At 62.3% G+C, this 18,261-nt stretch carries 15 protein-coding genes; 12 read left to right on the top strand and 3 right to left on the bottom strand.

Annotation, left to right across the window (positions count from 1 at the left end):
- Positions 1–174: 174 nt before the first annotated feature.
- From KHO33_RS34815 to KHO33_RS34780, 8 genes are all read left to right on the top strand, one after another.
- On the top strand, positions 175–648 hold the full coding sequence (locus KHO33_RS34815) for a YMGG-like glycine zipper-containing protein (protein WP_200566882.1): 474 nt from the start codon (positions 175–177) through the stop codon (positions 646–648).
- A 27-nt stretch (positions 649–675) separates the two neighbouring features.
- A complete protein-coding gene (locus tag KHO33_RS34810) occupies positions 676–1,884 on the top strand; it encodes an efflux RND transporter periplasmic adaptor subunit (protein WP_200566883.1) in 1,209 nt (402 codons plus the stop codon).
- A gap of 13 nt (positions 1,885–1,897) precedes the next feature.
- On the top strand, positions 1,898–5,134 hold the full coding sequence (locus KHO33_RS34805) for an efflux RND transporter permease subunit (RefSeq protein WP_200566884.1): 3,237 nt from the start codon (positions 1,898–1,900) through the stop codon (positions 5,132–5,134).
- A gap of 1 nt (position 5,135) precedes the next feature.
- Entirely contained in the window at positions 5,136–6,698 is a 1,563-nt protein-coding gene (locus tag KHO33_RS34800) for an efflux transporter outer membrane subunit (protein WP_200566885.1), read from the top strand.
- Positions 6,695–7,993 carry a paraquat-inducible protein A gene (locus KHO33_RS34795; RefSeq protein ID WP_200566886.1) on the top strand — a complete coding sequence of 433 codons (1,299 nt, stop codon included), beginning with the start codon at positions 6,695–6,697 and terminating at the stop codon, positions 7,991–7,993. Before KHO33_RS34800 ends, KHO33_RS34795 begins: the two co-directional genes overlap by 4 nt.
- Entirely contained in the window at positions 7,986–9,602 is a 1,617-nt protein-coding gene (locus KHO33_RS34790; protein ID WP_054039206.1) for a PqiB family protein, read from the top strand. Before KHO33_RS34795 ends, KHO33_RS34790 begins: the two co-directional genes overlap by 8 nt.
- Positions 9,599–10,186, top strand: a complete 588-nt coding sequence (locus tag KHO33_RS34785) for a PqiC family protein (protein WP_200566887.1) — start codon at positions 9,599–9,601, stop codon at positions 10,184–10,186. Before KHO33_RS34790 ends, KHO33_RS34785 begins: the two co-directional genes overlap by 4 nt.
- 138 nt (positions 10,187–10,324) lie before the next feature.
- The gene (locus tag KHO33_RS34780; protein ID WP_200566918.1) at positions 10,325–10,609 is read left to right on the top strand and encodes a c-type cytochrome; all 285 of its coding nucleotides are present in this window, start codon (positions 10,325–10,327) and stop codon (positions 10,607–10,609) included.
- A gap of 189 nt (positions 10,610–10,798) precedes the next feature.
- Here KHO33_RS34780 and KHO33_RS34775 read toward each other — a convergent pair whose 3' ends face one another.
- The gene (locus tag KHO33_RS34775) at positions 10,799–12,805 is read right to left on the bottom strand and encodes a bifunctional DedA family/phosphatase PAP2 family protein (protein WP_200566888.1); all 2,007 of its coding nucleotides are present in this window, start codon (positions 12,803–12,805) and stop codon (positions 10,799–10,801) included.
- 163 nt (positions 12,806–12,968) lie between these two features.
- Positions 12,969–13,676: a glycine zipper 2TM domain-containing protein gene (locus tag KHO33_RS34770; RefSeq protein ID WP_054039210.1), complete on the bottom strand. Its 708-nt coding sequence runs from the start codon at positions 13,674–13,676 to the stop codon at positions 12,969–12,971.
- Positions 13,677–14,022: 346 nt separating this feature from the next.
- Between KHO33_RS34770 and KHO33_RS34765 the strand changes: the two genes are divergently transcribed.
- A complete protein-coding gene (locus tag KHO33_RS34765) occupies positions 14,023–14,361 on the top strand; it encodes a hypothetical protein (RefSeq protein WP_200566889.1) in 339 nt (112 codons plus the stop codon).
- A 3-nt stretch (positions 14,362–14,364) separates the two neighbouring features.
- Here the strand turns inward: KHO33_RS34765 and KHO33_RS34760 are convergent, their stop codons facing one another.
- The gene (locus KHO33_RS34760; protein ID WP_054039212.1) at positions 14,365–15,006 is read right to left on the bottom strand and encodes a GntR family transcriptional regulator; all 642 of its coding nucleotides are present in this window, start codon (positions 15,004–15,006) and stop codon (positions 14,365–14,367) included.
- A gap of 107 nt (positions 15,007–15,113) precedes the next feature.
- Between KHO33_RS34760 and KHO33_RS34755 the strand changes: the two genes are divergently transcribed.
- From KHO33_RS34755 to KHO33_RS34745, 3 genes are all read left to right on the top strand, one after another.
- Positions 15,114–15,590 carry an OsmC family protein gene (locus KHO33_RS34755; RefSeq protein WP_054039214.1) on the top strand — a complete coding sequence of 159 codons (477 nt, stop codon included), beginning with the start codon at positions 15,114–15,116 and terminating at the stop codon, positions 15,588–15,590.
- Positions 15,591–15,783: 193 nt separating this feature from the next.
- On the top strand, positions 15,784–16,803 hold the full coding sequence (locus tag KHO33_RS34750; RefSeq protein WP_200566890.1) for a LacI family DNA-binding transcriptional regulator: 1,020 nt from the start codon (positions 15,784–15,786) through the stop codon (positions 16,801–16,803).
- A 114-nt stretch (positions 16,804–16,917) separates the two neighbouring features.
- Positions 16,918–18,249 (top strand): ABC transporter substrate-binding protein, encoded by a 1,332-nt coding sequence (locus tag KHO33_RS34745; protein WP_200566891.1) that lies wholly within the window; start codon positions 16,918–16,920, stop codon positions 18,247–18,249.
- The last annotated feature ends 12 nt before the right edge of the window (positions 18,250–18,261 follow it).

Here is an 18,261-nt window from a genome sequence, read left to right as displayed (position 1 = left end):
TTCGTGCGCTATGGGACCAAAGGCCAATTGCTATCGAACGGCGCGAAATCCAATAATTGACTCGACTGATCAGGGGCGAAGGTGGTGCCCCGGGTCGGGATCGGGCGCACGGATAGTCGCAAACACGGCGCTCGCTGACGGATCACCTCCAGAGAAATTGAACGGAATCTGACCATGCTACCGATCGTGCGAGGGCTGATGGGTGTGTTTGTGCTGACGCTGGCGTATTCGGCGGCCGCGCAGCAGCCCATCATTTATCCGGCGAAAGGCCAAAGCGCGAGCCGGCAGCAATCCGATACCGCGGAGTGCCAACTATGGGCGAAGCAGACGACCGGTGTCGACCCGGTCGCGATCGCTCAACAATCCGCTCAACCTGGCGCGGCACCGAAGCAAGGTGGAGCGGTCAAGGGCGCAGCGGGCGGCGCCGCCGTGGGCGCGGCAGTGGGCGCCATCGCGGGCAATGCCGGGAAGGGCGCGGCGATCGGTGCGGTCACCGGAACTGCCGCCGGCGGCGTGCGCCAGCGCCGCGCCAATCAGGCCGAGGCTGCGCAGCAGCAAGCGGGTCAACAACAGACTGCGCAGCAAATGGCGACGTTCAACCGGGCAGTGGCTGCTTGCATGACCGGCCGCGGCTACACGGTTCAGTAGACATCGATCGGGACGGGGGAGACAGCCATGAGCAGAAACCGTCTAGGTCTTGCGATTGCCGGGCTCGCCGCGCTTGCGCTGTGCACCGCCTGTCACAAAGCCGCTACGCTGCCCGCTGCCGGAGCGACCGAGGTCACCGTGATGCAGGTGGCGCAGAGCGACACCCCCGTCGATTTCGAATACACCGCGCAAACGCAGAGTTCTCGCGAAGTGGAGATTCGCGCGCGGGTGGACGGCTTTCTCGACAAGCGGCTCTATACCGAAGGGCAATTGGTTCATGCCGGACAAACCCTCTTCCAGATGGACGCAAAGCCTTTTGACGCGGCATTGCAAACCGCCCGAGGGCAGCTCGCTCAGCAGCAGGCGCGTCTAACCGTCACGAAGGCGAATCTCGCCCGGGTGATTCCACTCGCCGCACAAAATGCGTTAAGCCAGAAGGATCTCGACGACGCAACCGGCAACGAAAAGCAGGCGGAAGCCGCGGTGATCGCGGCACAAGGACAGGTCCAAACCGCCCAGTTGAATCTCAGCTATACGACCATCAAATCGCCGCTCACGGGTTTGTCCAGCTTCGCGAGGCAACAGGACGGCAGCTTTGTCACCGCGTCTGCTTCGGGCCTGCTGACCTATGTCTATCAACTCGATCCGATGTGGGTCAACTTCAGCGTTTCAGAAAATGAGTTGTTGAAGTTCCGCGAAGAGATCACGGCAGGCCGTTTGCGGTTTCCGGCCAACGACGACTTCGAAGTCACGGTGATCATGGCGGATGGCACCGAGTTTCCTAACCACGGCCATATCAGTTTCGCGAATCCCGCCTTCAGCACCGAGACCGGTACGTTCCTCGTACGGGCGTCGTTTGCGAACGAGAAAGGCCAGTTGCGTCCCGGCCAGTTCGTCCGGGCACGTGTGTCCGGCGCTTCCCGGCCGAAGGCGATTCTCGTGCCGCAACGTGCGGTTTTGCAGGGAGCGAAAAGCCACTTCGTGTGGGTGGTCGACAACGACTCCAAGGCGCATCAACGTGTCGTGGAAGTGGGCGAATGGCATGGCGACGACTGGTTCATCACCGAGGGGCTGCAACCGGGTGAGCGGGTGGTGGTAGACGGCGCGATACGCGTGGCCGCCGACGTGCCGCTGAAAATCGTCGCAGCGCCGGCCGCGCATGCGGCGGCCAACGTGCCGGGGGGCGGGGAGAGCAGTTCGACGGGACACCCGTCCGACACGACCGCCTCGCAGTGAGGGGACAGGCGACATGAACATCTCCCGTTACTGCATCGACCGCCCGATTTTTGCGTCGGTGATTTCGATTGTCATCACGCTCGGCGGCGCGGTGGCGATGTTCAACCTGCCGATCGCGCAGTATCCGGACGTCACCCCGCCGCAGATCACGATTTCCGCCAATTATCCCGGCGCGAACGCCGACGTGGTGGCCAACAACGTGGCCGCTCCGATCGAGCAGCAGGTGAACGGCGCGGACAACATGATCTACATGAACTCGTCGAGTTCATCCACCGGCAATCTGACTGTCAACGCGTACTTCCAGATCGGCACCAATCCGGAACTGGCTCAGGTCGACGTACAGAACCGCGTGAACCTCGCGCTGCCGCAACTGCCCTCTTCGGTGCAGTCACAGGGCATTCAGGTGCAGAAGAAATCGTCGGCGTTCATGATGGTGATCGCCATCTATTCGCCGGGCGAGCGTTACGACGCGACCTATATCGCCAACTACGCGAATATTTATGTGCTTGATGCGCTCAAGCGCATCCCCGGTGCGAATCAATCGTCTATCTTCGGTACGCCGGACTACGCGATGCGAATCTGGCTCAAACCCGACCGCATGGCACAACTCGGTATTACGGCCGGCGATGTGCAGAGGGCGGTCGCCAATCAGAACCAGCAATTCGCCGTGGGCCGCCTCGGCCAATCGCCAACCGGCGCGCCGGTCGAGCAGTCGTTCGCCGTCACCACCACAGGCCGGCTGAGCGAGCCGGCGGAGTTCGACAACATCATCATCCGGGCGGCCAGCGGCGACGCTGCCATCGTGCGCCTCAAGGACGTCGGCCGCGCCGCGCTGGGCCAGAAGGATTACTCGATCCGCAGCCGCTACCAGGGCAAGGCGGCTACCGTCATCGCGGTGTATCAACAGCCGGGCGCGAACGCGCTAGACGTGTCCAAACAGGTGCGTGCCACACTCGAAGAAATGAAAAAGACCTTCCCACAGGGTCTCGAATACGACATTGCGATGGACACGACCGAGTTCACGCGTGCGTCGATCTCCGATGTCGTCCATACGTTTTTCGAGGCGCTCGTACTGGTCGTGATCGTGGTGTACGTGTTCCTGCAGAGCCTTAGGGCCACACTGATCCCGGTTCTGGCGGTGCCGGTTTCGATCATGGGCACCTTCATGGGCATGCTCGCGCTCGGCTTCTCGATCAATATGCTGACGCTATTCGGCATGGTGCTGGCCATCGGCATCGTGGTGGACGACGCGATTGTCGTGATCGAGAACGTCGAGCGGAATATGAACGTCCACAAGCTGAGTCCGAAGGACGCCGCGAGGCGCGCGATGGACGAAGTGGCCGGCCCGGTTGTCGCGATCGTGCTCGTGCTGTGTGCGGTGTTTGTGCCGGTGGCTTTTCTCGGCGGCATTACGGGACAGTTGTACAAGCAGTTCGCCATCACCATCGCGATCTCTGTCATTTTCTCCGGCGTGGTCGCACTGACGCTGTCACCGGCGCTGGCCGCGTTGCTGCTGAAGCCCGGCCACCATGAGAAGAAAGGGTTCTTCAAGTGGTTTGACCGGAACTTCGAGAAGATGACGAACAGCTACACGTCCATGGTCAAACTGGTGATCAAACGCTTCGTGGTCGCGCTGCTGCTGTTTGTCGGCATGGTCGCGCTGGCGGTAGTCATGATGCGCACCATCCCGACCTCGTTTCTGCCGCCTGAGGATCAAGGCTATCTGCTCGGCGCGGTCATCATGCCGGACGCGGCGAGCCTGGATCGAACCGGCGAGGTGTCGCAGCGAGTTACCGATTACTTCATGAAGCAGCCTGCGGTAAGCAGTGTGACGACCGTGGACGGTTTCAGTTTGCTCGACAGTCAGAACAAGAATAATGCCAGCACGTTCTTCATCGGCTTCAAGAGTTTCGATGAGCGCTACAAGTTCGCCAATATCAAAACCCAGAATGCGAAGGCGGTGTTGATCGACGCCTATAAGAACCTTTCCACTGTCAAGGAAGGGATCATCCTGCCGGTCAATCCACCATCGATTCCGGGGCTTGGCACGACGGGCGGCACCGAGATGTGGATTCAGAGCAAGGGCGATGCGACCACCTCGCAGTTGGCCGGCGTGGTGGACGACTTCGTCGCGAAGGCGAAAAGCCGGCCAGAACTGGCACGTGTCACGTCCACGTTCAATGCGTCGTCGCAACAGTTGCTCGTGGATGTGGATCGCGACAAGTCGGAAACGCTCGGCGTGCCGATCGAAGAAGTGTATAGCACGATGCAGACGATGTTCGGCTCGCTCTACGTCTCGCAGTTCAACCGCTCGAGCCGGTTGTGGCAGGTCATCCTGCAGGCCGAACCGCAGTACCGTCTCACGCCGCAGGATCTGAGCCAGCTTTACGTACGCAGCAAAACCAACAACATGGTGCCGTTGAAGGCGGTGGTGAACTCGAAGTACGTCACCGGCCCCGATCTGATCACGCGCTTCAACAATTTTCCGGCGGTCAAGATCACGGCGAATGGCGCGCCTGGTTACAGCTCCGGGCAAGTCATCAACGCGCTGGAGGAAGTGGCCGAGCAGGTGATGCCGTCCGGTTACGGTGTCGGCTGGAGCGGCGAAGCTTACGAGGCGCGGCAATCGGGCGGCACCTCGGGGCTCGTGTTCGTGTTTGGTCTCGTGATGGTGTTCCTGATTCTCGCCGCGCAATACGAGAAGTGGAGCCTGCCGTTCGGCGTGCTGCTGGCGGTGCCGTTCGCGTTGTTCGGGGCGTTGCTCGCGATTCTTTTGCGCGGCCTCGAAAACGACGTGTATTTCCAGATCGGCTTGACCATGCTGGTGGCGCTCGCCGCCAAGAACGCGATTCTGATCTTCGAGTTCGCGGTGCTCAATCGCGAAGCGGGCGAGTCGGTATACGACGCGGCGGTCACGGCGGCAACCGAACGCTTGCGGCCGATCGTGATGACCTCGCTCGCATTCATTCTCGGTTGCGTGCCGCTTGCCATCGCGCTCGGTGCATCGGCCAACAGCCGGCATTCGATCGGCACCGGTGTGATCGGCGGCATGCTCGGCGCGACGGTGATCGCGGTGTTCTTCATTCCGATGTTCTTCTACGTGCTCGAAACCATGTCGGAAAAGAGCGGCGGCAAGAAGACACCGGGAGCGAGCGGCGGGTCGACTTCGGTAGATGGCGCGACACCGATTGCGCCGGCGGGTTCCGGCGGTCCTACTGTCACGCCGTCCGCACGACGCGAGGCCGACTGACATGAGAGGCTCTCCGTTCCGGCTGCGTCTTGCGCCCGCGTTGCTGCTCGTAACAGGATTGAGCGGTTGCCTGTTCGGTCCTGACTACGTGCGTCCGAACGTGGCGACGCCCGCGAACTTCCGTTTCGAAGCCGGTGAAACCACGGAGGTCGCCAATACGCCATGGTGGGAGCAGTTTCAGGACCCCGTTCTGAACGATCTGATTCTTGCCGCGCTCGCGGACAACAAGGATGTGAAGATTGCGGCAGCCCGCGTCGATCAGTTCCTCGGTCAGTTCGTGACAACACGCTCGGCGCTGTTTCCGCAGATCAACGCCGGTTTCGACGCATCGCGTCAGCGTGCTTCGCAGGCCGGGCCGACTCCGCTGCCTGCGGGCTTCGGTCCCGTCTACAACACATTTTCGGCGCCGTTGTCGGTGGCGTGGGAACTGGATCTTTTCGGGCGGGTACGTCGAGAGACCGAATCGGCGCGGGCGAGCCTGCTCGCGAGCGAGGAGGGTCGTCGCGCGACGATTCTCTCGCTGGTTGCTTCGGTGGCCACCGCATACATCAATCTGCGCGACCTTGATCAGCAACTGGCGATCGCCAAGGCGACCACCGACAGCCGCGCCGGATCGGTCAGGGTATTCCAGGCGCGTTTCTCGGGCGGCGATGTCTCGCAGATGGAACTCTCGCAGAGTCAGTCCGAATACGAAGCATCGCTCGCGACGATTCCGCAACTGGAAGCACAGATCGCGCAGCAGGAAGATGCCTTGTCGGTGCTGCTCGGGCGCAACCCCGGCCCGATCCTGCGGGGCCGTGAGCTGACCGAACTGGTGTTGCCCGTCGTACCTGCCGGTCTGCCGTCCGATCTGCTCGAGCGTCGTCCCGATCTGCTGCAGGCCGAGCAAAACCTCGTCGCTGCGAATGCCTTGATCGGCGCGGCGCGCGCGCTGTATTTTCCGCAAATCTCACTGACAGGTCTGTTCGGCTCGACGAGCGGACAGTTCTCGAAACTGTTCACCGGACCTGCGCGCGTCTGGTCGTACGCTGGTTCGTTGACAGTGCCGATCTTTACGGCGGGCAGCATCAGCGGTCAGGTCAGCCAGGCGGAGGCGCAGCAGCAACAGGCGCTGATCCAGTATCAGCAGGCTATCCAGACCGCGTTCCAGGAAGTCGACGACGCGCTCATCGCGCTTCAGAAGTCGCGCGAGCAACTGGTCGTGCAGGCACGCCAGGTGGACGCGTTGCGCACGTACGCGCGGCTCGCGCGGCTGCGTTTCGAAGGCGGCTATACGAGCTATATCGAGGTGCTGGATGCCGAGCGCAGTTTGTTCAACGCGCAGCTTGGCTACACGCAGACCAATGGCCTGGTGTTCAACTCGCTGATCGGTCTCTACAAGGCGATGGGCGGCGGCTGGGTTGTGCAGGCCGAGGCGATGACCGGGCGGGTGATGGGGCAGAAGGCGGTGGCACAGGTGGCCGGTCAGGCTGGCGATCAGGCAGCGAGTCAGTCAACGATTCCATCAATGACTCCACCGGTGACACCCACAACCGCAGCGCCCGGCGCGGAGCAGCCTAAATGACCACCGCCACGACAAACGAGGCAAACGAGGCCGGGCCGATTCCTCTCGTTGCCTGCCACGAATGCGATCTGCTGCAGCGCGAATCCGCGGTGCCACCCGACGGCACACTGCGCTGCTGCCGCTGCCAGGCGGAACTCTATCGCGCGCATCCCGACAGCACCGACCGGGCACTGGCCTTCACGCTGACCTGCGTCGTGTTGTTCCTCATCAGCAATCTGTATCCGATTGTCGGACTCGCGGTGAACGGCGATCTCGTCGAGACGACGTTGCTCGGTGCGGTTCGCGTGCTCTACAAAGACGGCATGTGGCCAATCGCGGGTCTCGTGCTGGCTACCACTTTCCTGATGCCGTTGATGCAGATGACTGCGATGGCTTATCTGCTGGTGCCGTTGCAGCTAAACCGCCGCCCGTATCACGCCGATTTTGTGTTTCGCCTGATGCATCTCGCGCAGCCGTGGGGCATGACCGAGGTCCTGATTCTCGGCATGCTGGTGGCGCTCGTGAAGCTCGCGCACATTGCGAGCGTCGTGCCAGGTGTCGCGCTCTGGTCGTTCGGCGCGCTCATGCTGCTGCTGGCTGCGGCCGCCTCCGCGTTCGATCCGCACGCACTCTGGCGGCGCATGGGCAGCTTCGACGATGCCGCCTCGAAGACAGAGGCGGCCGCCGCCGCGTCAGCCCATACCGCGCTGCGTTGCGGCTTCTTGAGCTGCCATAGCTGCGGCCTGCTGGTGAAGTCGACGGCCCATGTGCACGGTGCAGCGTGCCCGCGCTGCGGCGCCCATCTGCATGCACGCAAACCCGACAGCATCGCGCGGACGTGGGCCTTCCTGATTGCCGCCATCGTGATGTATATCCCGGCGAATGCGCTACCCGTGATGAATACCAGTTCGCTGTTCGGCTCGGAGAAGGACACCATCATGAGCGGCGTGGTGTATCTCTGGACCTCAGGCTCATGGCCGCTCGCCGTGGTGGTGTTCATCGCCAGCGTGGCGGTGCCGATGCTGAAGATCCTGGCGCTGATCTACCTCGTGATCTCCACGCAGCGGCACTCGGTCATGCTGCTGCAGCAACGAACCCGCATCTATCGGCTGGTGGAGCTGGTGGGCCGCTGGTCGATGCTCGATATCTACGTCATCACCATTCTTGTCGCGCTCGTGCAGTTCAACGCGCTGGCCACGATTCAGGCGGGACCCGCCGCGGTCGCGTTCGGCTCGGTGGTCGTGCTGACGATGTTCGCGGCAATGTCGTTCGACCCGCGCCTGATCTGGGACGCGACGGAGGATCATCATGTCTAGACCTCCCGGGCCGCCGGAGCTTCCCGAAGCGGTGGCGACGCGCCGCTCGCGCTGGCGCATGCAAGTGGTGTGGCTGGTGCCGCTGGTGGCGGTGCTGATCGGCGGCTGGCTCGCGGTCAAGGCCATCCTTGAACAGGGGCCGACCGTCACCATCAGTTTCGAAACTGGTGAGGGGCTCGAGGCGGGCAAGACCAAACTCAAGTTCAAGAACGTGGATATCGGCGTGGTCAAGAGCGTCACGTTGTCGGGCGATCACCGCAACGTGGTCGCCACCGCCGAGCTCACGAAAGACGCCACAGGTCTGCTGGTGGACGACACGCGCTTCTGGGTGGTGCGTCCGCGGATTTCAGGCGGCACCGTGTCGGGTATCGGCACCCTGATTTCCGGTTCGTTCATCGGCATGGACGTGGGCAGCTCGCCCAAGGCCCGGCGCGACTACGTCGGGCTCGAGTCGCCGCCCGTGTTCGCGAGCGGCGTGCCGGGGCGTGAGTTCGTTCTGAAGGGCGACGACATGGGGTCGCTCGATATCGGCTCGCCGATCTATTTCAGACGCTTGCAGGTCGGCCAGGTCACCTCGTACAAGCTCGACGCGAACGGGAAGGGCGTGACGATGCATGTCTTCGTCAACGCGCCATACGACAAGTATGTGCAGAGCGACACGCGCTTCTGGCAGGCGAGCGGTGTCGACGTCTCGCTCGATGCGACCGGTGTGAAGATCAATACGCAATCGCTGGTGGCCATTCTGATCGGCGGCCTCGCCTTCCAGACGCCCGACAACTCGGTCGACGGGCCGGAGGTGGAAGCCAGCACCGAGTTCACGCTGTTCTCTGACAAGACCGAGGCGATGAAACGTCACGACAACATCGTCGATAACTACGTGCTCAATTTCAAGGAGTCGGTACGCGGCTTGACGGTTGGCGCGCCGGTCGATTTTCTCGGCATCGTGGTGGGAGAGGTGTCGGGAATTCACACACGGTTCGATCCGGTGACCAAGCAGTTCAGCATTCCCGTCGATATCAAGCTGTTTCCCGAGCGCTTTACGTCGCGCTTCGCGTCAGGGCCGGCCGGCGGCAGGCTGGCCAACGATGCCGATCGACAGCAACTTGCGCAAACGCTCGTGGATCATGGCCTGCGAGCCCAGCTGCGCACGGGCAATCTGCTGACCGGCCAGCTCTATGTCGCGCTCGACTTCTTCCCCAATGCACCCAAGGCGAAGGTGGACTGGAGCTCGAACCCGCCGGCGTGGCCGACTGTGGCGGGCGGCCTGCAATCGCTTCAGGACTCGGTGACGACGCTCATCGCCAAGCTGAACAAGATCCCGTTCGAAGCGATCGGCAACGATGCGCATCAGACCTTGCGCGATGCGGATGCATTGCTCAAGCGGCTGGATACCGAAGTCGCGCCGCAAGCGGCTCAAACGCTGGCCGCAGCGAAGACCGCGCTCGACTCGGCGAACAACGCACTGCAGCCTGATTCGGCGCTGGCGCAGAACACCGGCGATGCAATGAAGGAACTGGCGCGTACGGCGGCGGCTTTCCGCGCGCTGGCGGACTATCTCGAGCGCCATCCAGAGGCACTGATCCGCGGCAAGCTGGAGGACAAGAAATGATGCGCCCATCCTTAGTCGTAGCAGTGGCGTTGGCGCTCGCCGCGTTGTACGGTTGCGCCGGGTCGCCCAAGTCGGACTTCTACACGCTGAGCCCGGCGGCCGCGCAGACAGACATGCCGCCTGCAGCGCCGATTGCTGTCCTGATCACGGTGGTGACCGTGCCCGATCTCGTCGACCGGCCGCAGATCGTGGTGCGTTCCGGTGACAACAAGGTGGATATCGACGAATTCGCCCGCTGGGCCGATCCTTTGAAAAGCCAGATCCCGCGCGTGATACGTGCCGACCTGGGGCAGTTGCTGAACAGCCCGCTTGTCTCCACCTATGCGGTGGGGGGCGATCCGGCGTCGGCTTACCGGGTTCAACTCGACATCCAGCGCTTCGATGCGGCGCTCGGCGAAGCGGTGACGGTTGACGTGTTGTGGTCGGTCGCGCCGCCGGGGAAGAAACCGGTGCTAAGCGGCCGAAGCACGGTCCACGAGCCTTGCACAAGTGGCGGCTTCGATGGCTTGGTCGCCGCCTACAGCAGGGCGCTCGGAACGGTGAGCCGCGATATTGCCAGCGCGATCCGCCCGGCGTCGCCTTGAAGGGCGGCCAGCGATGACGTCGCGCGGTGGCCGGCATGGGTGAACCGGGCCCTTGGCGGCGCGTCGCGACATGGGAGAGGCATCGTGAAACGAGTGGATAATCTGTGTTGCAGCGGGGCGTTTGTCGCCCTGGCGCTGATGGTTGGCGCCGATGCACGTGCTCAATCCGCAGTGGCGGGGCTGATCGAACAACAACATTGCATGTTCTGTCATACCACCGAAGGGGCCGATCTGGCGCCGTCATTCCCCAGGATCGCACAACGCTATCGCACGTCGCCAGCGGCAAGTGCCATGCTGGAAAAGAAGCTGCTGGCAGGCGGAAAACCTCACTGGGGCGATATCACCATGCCGGAGGCCGATCCGGTTCCACCGCTTTCAAGCGACGATGCTCACACGCTCATTCAGTGGGTGTTGCATCAATAGAAGGGACTGCCTGCGTCGACCGGTATGCGCGAGTCGAATAGCGCGGGTTATCCACAGAAAATGTTCATATCCTTGTGGACAAGTCCTGGCCAAAGCCGCCAAGTGATTGAGCGCAGAGCGATTTCCTGATCGGTACGGCGAACCCGCACATCCAGGCAGACCCCAGGCAGACCCTCGGCAACACGCCGCTCATTCCACCGGCGAGGCCAGCAGCGACACCGGCACGCCGTGACAACTCACCCTGGCCACGAGCGCCGCGCCGAGGTCGGCGTTTGCTTTTGTGTGCGCCTCGAACGACGACTCTTCCTTGTCGACGCGCAGAATGTTAATCGGCCACGATGCCCTGGAGAGCCGTTCGTGCGCGAAGGACCCGACCCACAGCGGCGTGGCGGACACGCCGTTCTCCACGGCATAGCCGCTCGGCCAGAAACGCAGGACGTCGCGTTCGTCGCGCGTGTCTCCGGGACGCATGAAGACCAGCGATGAAGGCACGCCGTTGTTCAGCTTCGGCAATACCGGCAGCGAGGTCGCCGCGACGTTCGGCGAAGCAAGCGAGAGCAGGCTGCGCGCGGACAGGTCGGTGCCCTCGATCCATCCCTGGGCGCGCAGTTGCCCCTTGATCGAATCGAGGTTCGACACCCATTGCAGCGTGAGCGGTTCCTTGTGGTCGCCGCCCATATCCGAGCGATAGCATGGCAGTCTCTTCGACAGCGACACGGTCCACTGCGCTTGCGTGACCAGCACGGGCTGCGGGCGCGGCATGTGGTCCGGCGCCGCGGTCGGGGGATTGATGCTCAGTTGCACGCCCACGCTCGCGAGCATGACCACCAGAACCACGACCGGCATGAACCCGCGTGAGGGCGGCACCGTCGGATACCGCAATATCGCCGTCAGCGAGACGATGGCTACCCACATGTACGCGAGGGCGGCACCGCCGATCGCGTCGGAGACCCAGTACCTGCCGAAGTAAAGTCCTGCGAGCGCGACCACGATCACGACAACCGTACTCGCGGTCGCCACGAGCAAACCTTCCAGCATGCCGACTCTTCTCACGAGCAGGAACGCGAGGAAGCCGTAGACGATTACCGTCGCGGCGACGTGATTGCTCGGAAACACGTACGCGTCGGACAGAAGTTCATTGGGCGGCGCGCGATGCATGGCGAACTGGAGGGCGAAGATCAGCAATTGGGAGAACACGACCGCGGCGAGCCAGTAGCCGATAGCGCGCCAGCGCCGCTCGAGCAGCATCCACACCACCACCGTCACGACCACCGCCGTCAGCGTGAAGACGCTGCCGAGTGTCGCCGCGGCTGCAAGGACAGTGTCGCTCCATGGCGTGCGCACCGATTGCAGGAAGTGATAGACGGACAGATCGACGCTCACCAGCGGATCGCCGCTGACGACGTCTTCGAGCACGCCGAAGAAGAGCGCCCCCGCCGCGAGCACAACCAGCGAAGTCAATACGATGCTGCTGGCGTCCGGCTGTTCGGGGTCGAGCAGCCGCCGCGCGAATCGGCCGAACGGGCCTGGGTGGCGGCACGCCCAGCTTCCCAGATAGCGTCCCGCCGCGCTTGACCACGCACTCGCGTGCGAGACCAGGAACTCCATCGCGCGAAAGCTCAGCCAGACGATGCCCACCAGCAAAGCGATGATGACAACGAGGCGGAACGACACCGCGCCGGCCAGCAGCACCGAGGCACCGAAGACCACGCCCGGCAGGATATGCGCGGGGGCCCATAGCAGCGCCGACAGTACATTCATGCCGTAGAAGCGCAGCGGCGTCATACCCAGCATGCCCGCCACCACCGGCACGATCGCTCGCAATGGTCCGACGAAGCGGGCGAACACAACGCCCTTGGCGCCGTGTTTCTGAAAGAAGCGGTGGCCGGCGTCGAGTATCTGCGGGTGGGTGCGGAACGGCCAGAACTGGACGATCCTGTCCTTGTAGCGGCTGCCGATCCAGAAGCTCATGCCGTCCCCGGCGATGGCGCCGGCGATCGCCCACAGGAACACCCAGCCGAGGCTCAGTGAACCCGTGCCGGCTAGCGCGCCGGCCAGGAACATCGCAGTGCTGCCCGGGATGAAGGTGCCGATGACGGCGATGGCCTCGAGGAAGGCCGCAAGAAAGACGACCGTGAGCATCCACGCCGGATGACCGGCAAGCAGGTGCAAAAGGTGGATGTAGGCATGCTCCATCGTGCGCGATCAGCCGTTCTGGCGTAACGGTTGATCATAACGCGCACGGCGCTGCCGCACATTTTTGCCAACCGGCATCGGGCGACACGCCGGCGGACAATCTCATGAAGCCGTCAGCAAATCGCCCGATGCGTTCGCACCGCGTTCGCACCGCGTTCGCACGTTACGAAGCCGTCAACGAATCGCCGGATACGTGGACCCGCTCGCCGATCTGGACGTCCGGCTGCGTCTGGTAGCTGAAGTTGCGATAGCTGCCGTCCTGCATGCGCACCTGGACCTGATAGGTGGTCTGCTTGCGCACGGCGTGCTCGATCCCATTGCCGGCAAGACCCCCGCCGACAGCGCCAGCGATGGTGGTGAGAATCTTGCCGCGTCCGCCGCCGATCTGATTGCCGACGAGGCCGCCGGCCACCGCGCCACCTAGCGCGCCGAGCCCGGTGGTCGGCTCAGGCGCCTGCACCGTGTTGATGGCGACGACTTCGCCCGCATAAGGGTCGGCGACCGGCCTTGCCGGTGCGGGCTCATAAGGTGCCTGGTAGCCCTGATTGTTTGCGTACCTCGGTGTCGGCGCGACGGGCGTGCTGTGCGTGCGATGCACTGGCGGCCGAGCCGGTGCGGCTTGCGGGACCGTTTGCTGAACTGTTTGCTGAACCGGAGCCGCCTGGGGCACGGCGACCGGTGCGCTGGCAACCTGCGCCGCGACCGTGGTGGCCGGCTGTGCGGGCTCGGTAACGGCGTGCGAGGTAGGCAGAAGGCCAGTCATCGCCGCGATGCCGGTGGCGCTCGCGAGGATGACGGCTACCGCCGCGCCGGCGACCAGGGGGTGAATGCGGTTGCGCTGCGGATTACTGGAAGTGAGGTTCGTGTTCATTGCGGGCTCCGCGGGTAGATGCCTGCAATAACGCCGCAGCAGCGCGGCCGGTGGACGTCGGACGCACGCTGCTTTGTAAGCATTTGTACAACTTGCCGACGAAGATGGGCACGCTCAGATTTCGTCGGTAAATTCGTCGAGGAAGCGCTGCAGACGGTCGTGGCGAATTTTCGCCAGACGCGCGCCGGTTGCTGTCTGGAAACGGGTGCTTTCAGCGATGAACAAAAGTGGTTGACGGGCAGTCTTACTATTTGACCGGCTTCCGTTGCAAGCGTCATTGGCTCGACATCGTTACGATGGGCGGGAAGCATGGGTCGGGCAATTCGACGGCATGACGGAGTGGGTTATGAAAATCGTGACAAAGACCCTGTTGGCTGCGGCGTTGATGATGGGTTTGACGGGCGTGGCTTGCGCTCAATCGGCAAACCTTAGCGCCAATGGCATGGTCGGTTTGCAAGCAGGTGGGATGAATGGCACGGGGCAGGGAACGGGTTTGGGAGCGGGCGCGGCCGGGCTAAGCCCAACGCCAGGCGGGGGCACCGTGGGCCATGCCCCGATGATCGGAGGCACCGGCGGCACTGGATCGGGCCCGGCGCTCAACAACATGCGGGCGAACGGCACGAGCCTGAATATGAGCCCGGATCCTCGCGCACCGAACGTAACGGGAAAAGCGTTCGGACAGTAGTAGTCACTCAGCGCGAACCAGTTGCAGAACGATGCGCTTCGCCGACGCGAGATGTTCCACCGTCATCGATCGCGCGAGGCGTGCGTTGCCAGCCTCGCATGCTTCGAGAATCTTGAGATGCTCGTCCTGGAACGCCGGTGTGTCGGCGAGTAGCGTGCTTTGCAACCGCTCGTAGCGCTCAACCTGAGTGCGCAACTCGCGGATCGCTTTCAATTGCCGGCCGTTTGCACACGGCCGGTATAGCAGTTCATGAAACTCGCGATTCAGTTCACCCTGTCTTTGCGCGGTATCGGCATCGCCCAGAAGCCGATGAACGAGTTCGGCGCGCGATAACGTCTCACTGTCCATGCGTTTGACCGCGTGGAAAATGGCGTCGCCTTCGAGCAAGATGCGCAGGCCGTAAATCTCGTCCAGGTCCGACTCGGCCAAGGTGCGCACGACTGCGCCGCGATTGCGCATGAGTTCGACCAGTCCTTCGCCCTCGAGCTTTTGTATGGCCTCCCTCATCGGCACCCGGCTCACGCCGAAACGATCGGCGAGTTCGCGCTCGACCAGCCGTGCGCCATCCTCCAGTTCGCCGGTCGCGATCAGTTCGCGTAGTGAGACGGCAATGGCATCGGCCGTCGAATCCAGTTTGTGGTCCATGCGTCGGGTTCCTGTCGTTTGGGATAATGGTATACCAAAACGGGTGCGAGCATTTAGAATGCACCTGTTGCGAAATCAAATCCGGATAAACAGCGAAGGAGATCGGCATGGCGTACGGCGAGCACAAATACGCGGTATCGGTGCAATGGACAGGCAACCGCGGCAGCGGCACCTCGGGGTACCGTGAATACGGTCGGGACCACATCATCGCTGCGGGAAACAAGCCGGACATTCCCGGATCATCCGACGCAGCGTTTCTAGGCGACGCGAACCGGTGGAGCCCGGAAGATCTGCTGGTCGCCTCAGCATCCGCCTGTCACAAGCTCTGGTATCTGCATCTTTGTTCGGATGCGGGCATCGTTGTTTTGAGCTATCGCGACAACGCGCAAGGCACGATGCTCGATAGTCCGGAAGAGGGCCGCTTTTCACAGATCGTTCTACGGCCGCATGTCGTCATTCAGGCAGGTGGCGACCTCGAACTGGCCGCGCGTTTGCATCACGCGGCGCATGAGAAATGCTATATCGCGAACTCGGTCAACTTTCCGATTCTGTGCGAACCGGCTATCGAGACGGATGGGAAATGACGCTTGTGCGGCGCAAGTGATTCAGCATAGCGAGCGTTCGGCATCGCATTGCCAATTGCGTCACCCCTTCATGTGCGCCGCACCATGTCATCAAAAATGATGGATTTAACGAAGTAAAAAAACTTGCATTTCGCGCAGAAAAAGCTACCTTCATAAAACAAAACGACTTCTGGCTCGGCACCGGAGGAGACACATGCCGGCTACACGTATGATGATTGCGCGTCGTGCGGGCGTTAGCGTGGCCACGGTCGATCGTGTGTTGCGCGACGATCAGGCCGTGCGTCCGGAAACTGCCGAGCGCGTTCACCTTGCGCTGGCCACGCTGCGCGACGAACGCGCGAGTCGCGGCCGCCCGGCAAAGGCCGGTTCGTTTCGCGTCGCCTTTGTGCTTCCCCAGATCAACTCGCGCTTTCTCGATCATGTCGAGCGCGGTATTGCGCTTTCCGCCAGCTTCTTTCGCGAACACCGCATCATCCCTTCGTTCTATCGCTGCGATTTTTCCAGTCAGCGCGACACGGCCACATTCGCCGAACAGGTGGCCGGCTACGACGCGCTCGTGCTCGTGCCGCTCGACTATCCATGGGTAGAACGTCTGATCGAAGATATGAGCGCGGCGAACGTGCCTGTCGTCACGGTGTTCTCCGATCTGCCCTCGAGCCGCCGCGCCGCGTATGTCGGCGTCGACAACCGGATTGCCGGTCGTACGGCCGGTCTGTTGATGGGGAGATTCCTCGGTTCCCGCATTGGCACGGTGGCGGTGCTTTCCGCCTCGTCACGCCTGCATGATCAACTGGAGCGGCGCACTGGCTTTTCGCAGGTTCTGGAAGAGGACTTTCGCAATCTGCGCTGGATCGCCGAGCCCGATTTCGCCGAAGACGACGACGGTGCGGGTCTCGCCGCGCAGGGTTTGCTGGCACGCCATCCGGATCTGGTCGGCATCTATGCAACGGGCGGCGGCATCTCCGGGGTCGCCGCGGCATTGCAGGAATCCGGCGACAAGACCCGTCTGGTTGTGATCGGCCATGAATGCACCGCGGAGACCCGCAGCCAGCTCACCGAACGCGCGATCGATGTGATTCTCGATCAGGACGTGCGAGGCATCGTGCACTGGGCCGGCCTTGCCGCGATAAATTTTCTTAACGACGTGCGTGGCGCGCTCGCCATCCCAACGCCGGAAACCCGAATTTATCTTCGTGAGAATGCGCATGCCTGAAGCTCGCGACACGCGGATTGCCGTCTGAATCCGCTGGAGCCGAAACACGGTGCCCGGCGCATGGGCGCTGTTCCATATCAGGTTGGAGACCCGAGAAAGACAAGGAGAAGACACATGTTACGTCTTACGTCAGCAAGGGTAGTGGCGGCGGCCATCGTATCGCTGGGATTCGGTATGGCGACGGGCGCGCAAGCACAGGACAAGCAGTTGACATTATGTTGGGCGGCATGGGATCCAGCCAACGCACTCGTCGAACTGTCGAAAGATTTCACGAGCAAGACCGGCATCAAGATGAAGTTCGAGTTCGTGCCGTGGACCAGTTACGCCGACCGCTTCATCAACGAACTTAATTCGCATGGCAAACTATGTGATCTGATCATCGGCGATAGCCAGTGGATTGGCGGCGCGGCGGTTAATGGGCACTACGTCAAGCTCAACGATTTCTTCGTGAAGAACAAGATATCGATGAACGATTTCGTGCCGGCGACCGTGGTCGGTTATTCGGAGTGGCCGAAGAATACGCCGAACTACTGGGCATTGCCGGCCATGGCCGACGCGGTCGGCTGGACATATCGCAAGGACTGGTTCGCGCGCCCGGAGTTGCGCGCGGAGTTCAAGCAAAAATATAAACGCGAACTCGAACCGCCCACCACGCTGGATGAGCTCAAGCAAACCGCCGAGTTCTTCCAGGGCCGCAAGATCGACGGCAAGACCGTATACGGCGCGTATATCTTCACGGAGCGCGGTTCCGAAGGCATTACGATGGGCGTGACCAACGCGCTCTATAACTTCGGCTTCGAATACGAAGACCCGAAGAAGCCTTATCACCTGGACGGCTTCGTCAATTCACCGGGCGCGGTCAAGGGGCTGGAGTTCTACAAGGCGCTCTACAAGTGTTGCACGGCGCCGGGAATGACCAACGCGTACATGCAGGAAGGACTCGACGCGTTCAAGTCAGGCCAGGTGGCGATGCAGATGAACTGGTTTGCGTTTTTCCCGGGACTCTATAAAGACCCGAACGTCGGCGGCGACAAGATCGGGTTCTTCGTCAATCCGCGTGAGTTGAAGCAGTTCACCCAACTGGGCGGGCAGGGCATCTCGGTCGTTTCGTACTCGGATCATAAAGACGACGCGCTCGAGTACATCAAATGGTTCGCGCAGCCGGATGTCCAGAAGAAATGGTGGCAACTGGGTGGTTATTCGGCGGCGAAGTCGGTGGTCGATGCCCCGGACTTCCCAAAGAGCGCCCCGTTTGCACCGGCCTTCCTGAAGTCGATGGCGATCGTGAAGGACTTCTGGGCGGAGCCCGCTTATGCCGAACTGCTGCTCGACATGCAAAAGCGTGTGCATGATTACGTGGTGGCCGACAAGGGCACGGCCAAGGAAGCGCTGGATCTCCTGGTCAAAGACTGGAACAAGGTCTTCAAGGCCGAAGGCAAGAACTAGCGCGTTTCCCGA

The sequence above is a fragment of the Paraburkholderia nemoris genome, from assembly GCF_905221015.1.
Lineage (GTDB): Bacteria > Pseudomonadota > Gammaproteobacteria > Burkholderiales > Burkholderiaceae > Paraburkholderia > Paraburkholderia nemoris.
This window is presented reverse-complemented; position numbering and strand designations above follow the sequence as displayed.

Excerpts from the sequence above, each read along its gene's own strand:
- KHO33_RS34745 (WP_200566891.1), top strand. The coding sequence starts at position 16,918 with ATGTTACGTCTTACGTCAGCAAGGGTAGTGGCGGCGGCCATCGTATCG.
- KHO33_RS34785 (WP_200566887.1), top strand. The coding sequence starts at position 9,599 with ATGATGCGCCCATCCTTAGTCGTAGCAGTGGCGTTGGCGCTCGCCGCG.
- KHO33_RS34775 (WP_200566888.1), bottom strand. The coding sequence starts at position 12,805 with ATGGAGCATGCCTACATCCACCTTTTGCACCTGCTTGCCGGTCATCCG.
- KHO33_RS34805 (WP_200566884.1), top strand. The coding sequence starts at position 1,898 with ATGAACATCTCCCGTTACTGCATCGACCGCCCGATTTTTGCGTCGGTG.
- KHO33_RS34750 (WP_200566890.1), top strand. The coding sequence starts at position 15,784 with ATGCCGGCTACACGTATGATGATTGCGCGTCGTGCGGGCGTTAGCGTG.
- KHO33_RS34810 (WP_200566883.1), top strand. The coding sequence starts at position 676 with ATGAGCAGAAACCGTCTAGGTCTTGCGATTGCCGGGCTCGCCGCGCTT.
- KHO33_RS34780 (WP_200566918.1), top strand. The coding sequence starts at position 10,325 with ATGGTTGGCGCCGATGCACGTGCTCAATCCGCAGTGGCGGGGCTGATC.
- KHO33_RS34765 (WP_200566889.1), top strand. The coding sequence starts at position 14,023 with ATGAAAATCGTGACAAAGACCCTGTTGGCTGCGGCGTTGATGATGGGT.
- KHO33_RS34815 (WP_200566882.1), top strand. The coding sequence starts at position 175 with ATGCTACCGATCGTGCGAGGGCTGATGGGTGTGTTTGTGCTGACGCTG.
- KHO33_RS34795 (WP_200566886.1), top strand. The coding sequence starts at position 6,695 with ATGACCACCGCCACGACAAACGAGGCAAACGAGGCCGGGCCGATTCCT.
- KHO33_RS34770 (WP_054039210.1), bottom strand. The coding sequence starts at position 13,676 with ATGAACACGAACCTCACTTCCAGTAATCCGCAGCGCAACCGCATTCAC.
- KHO33_RS34790 (WP_054039206.1), top strand. The coding sequence starts at position 7,986 with ATGTCTAGACCTCCCGGGCCGCCGGAGCTTCCCGAAGCGGTGGCGACG.
- KHO33_RS34800 (WP_200566885.1), top strand. The coding sequence starts at position 5,136 with ATGAGAGGCTCTCCGTTCCGGCTGCGTCTTGCGCCCGCGTTGCTGCTC.
- KHO33_RS34760 (WP_054039212.1), bottom strand. The coding sequence starts at position 15,006 with ATGGACCACAAACTGGATTCGACGGCCGATGCCATTGCCGTCTCACTA.
- KHO33_RS34755 (WP_054039214.1), top strand. The coding sequence starts at position 15,114 with ATGGCGTACGGCGAGCACAAATACGCGGTATCGGTGCAATGGACAGGC.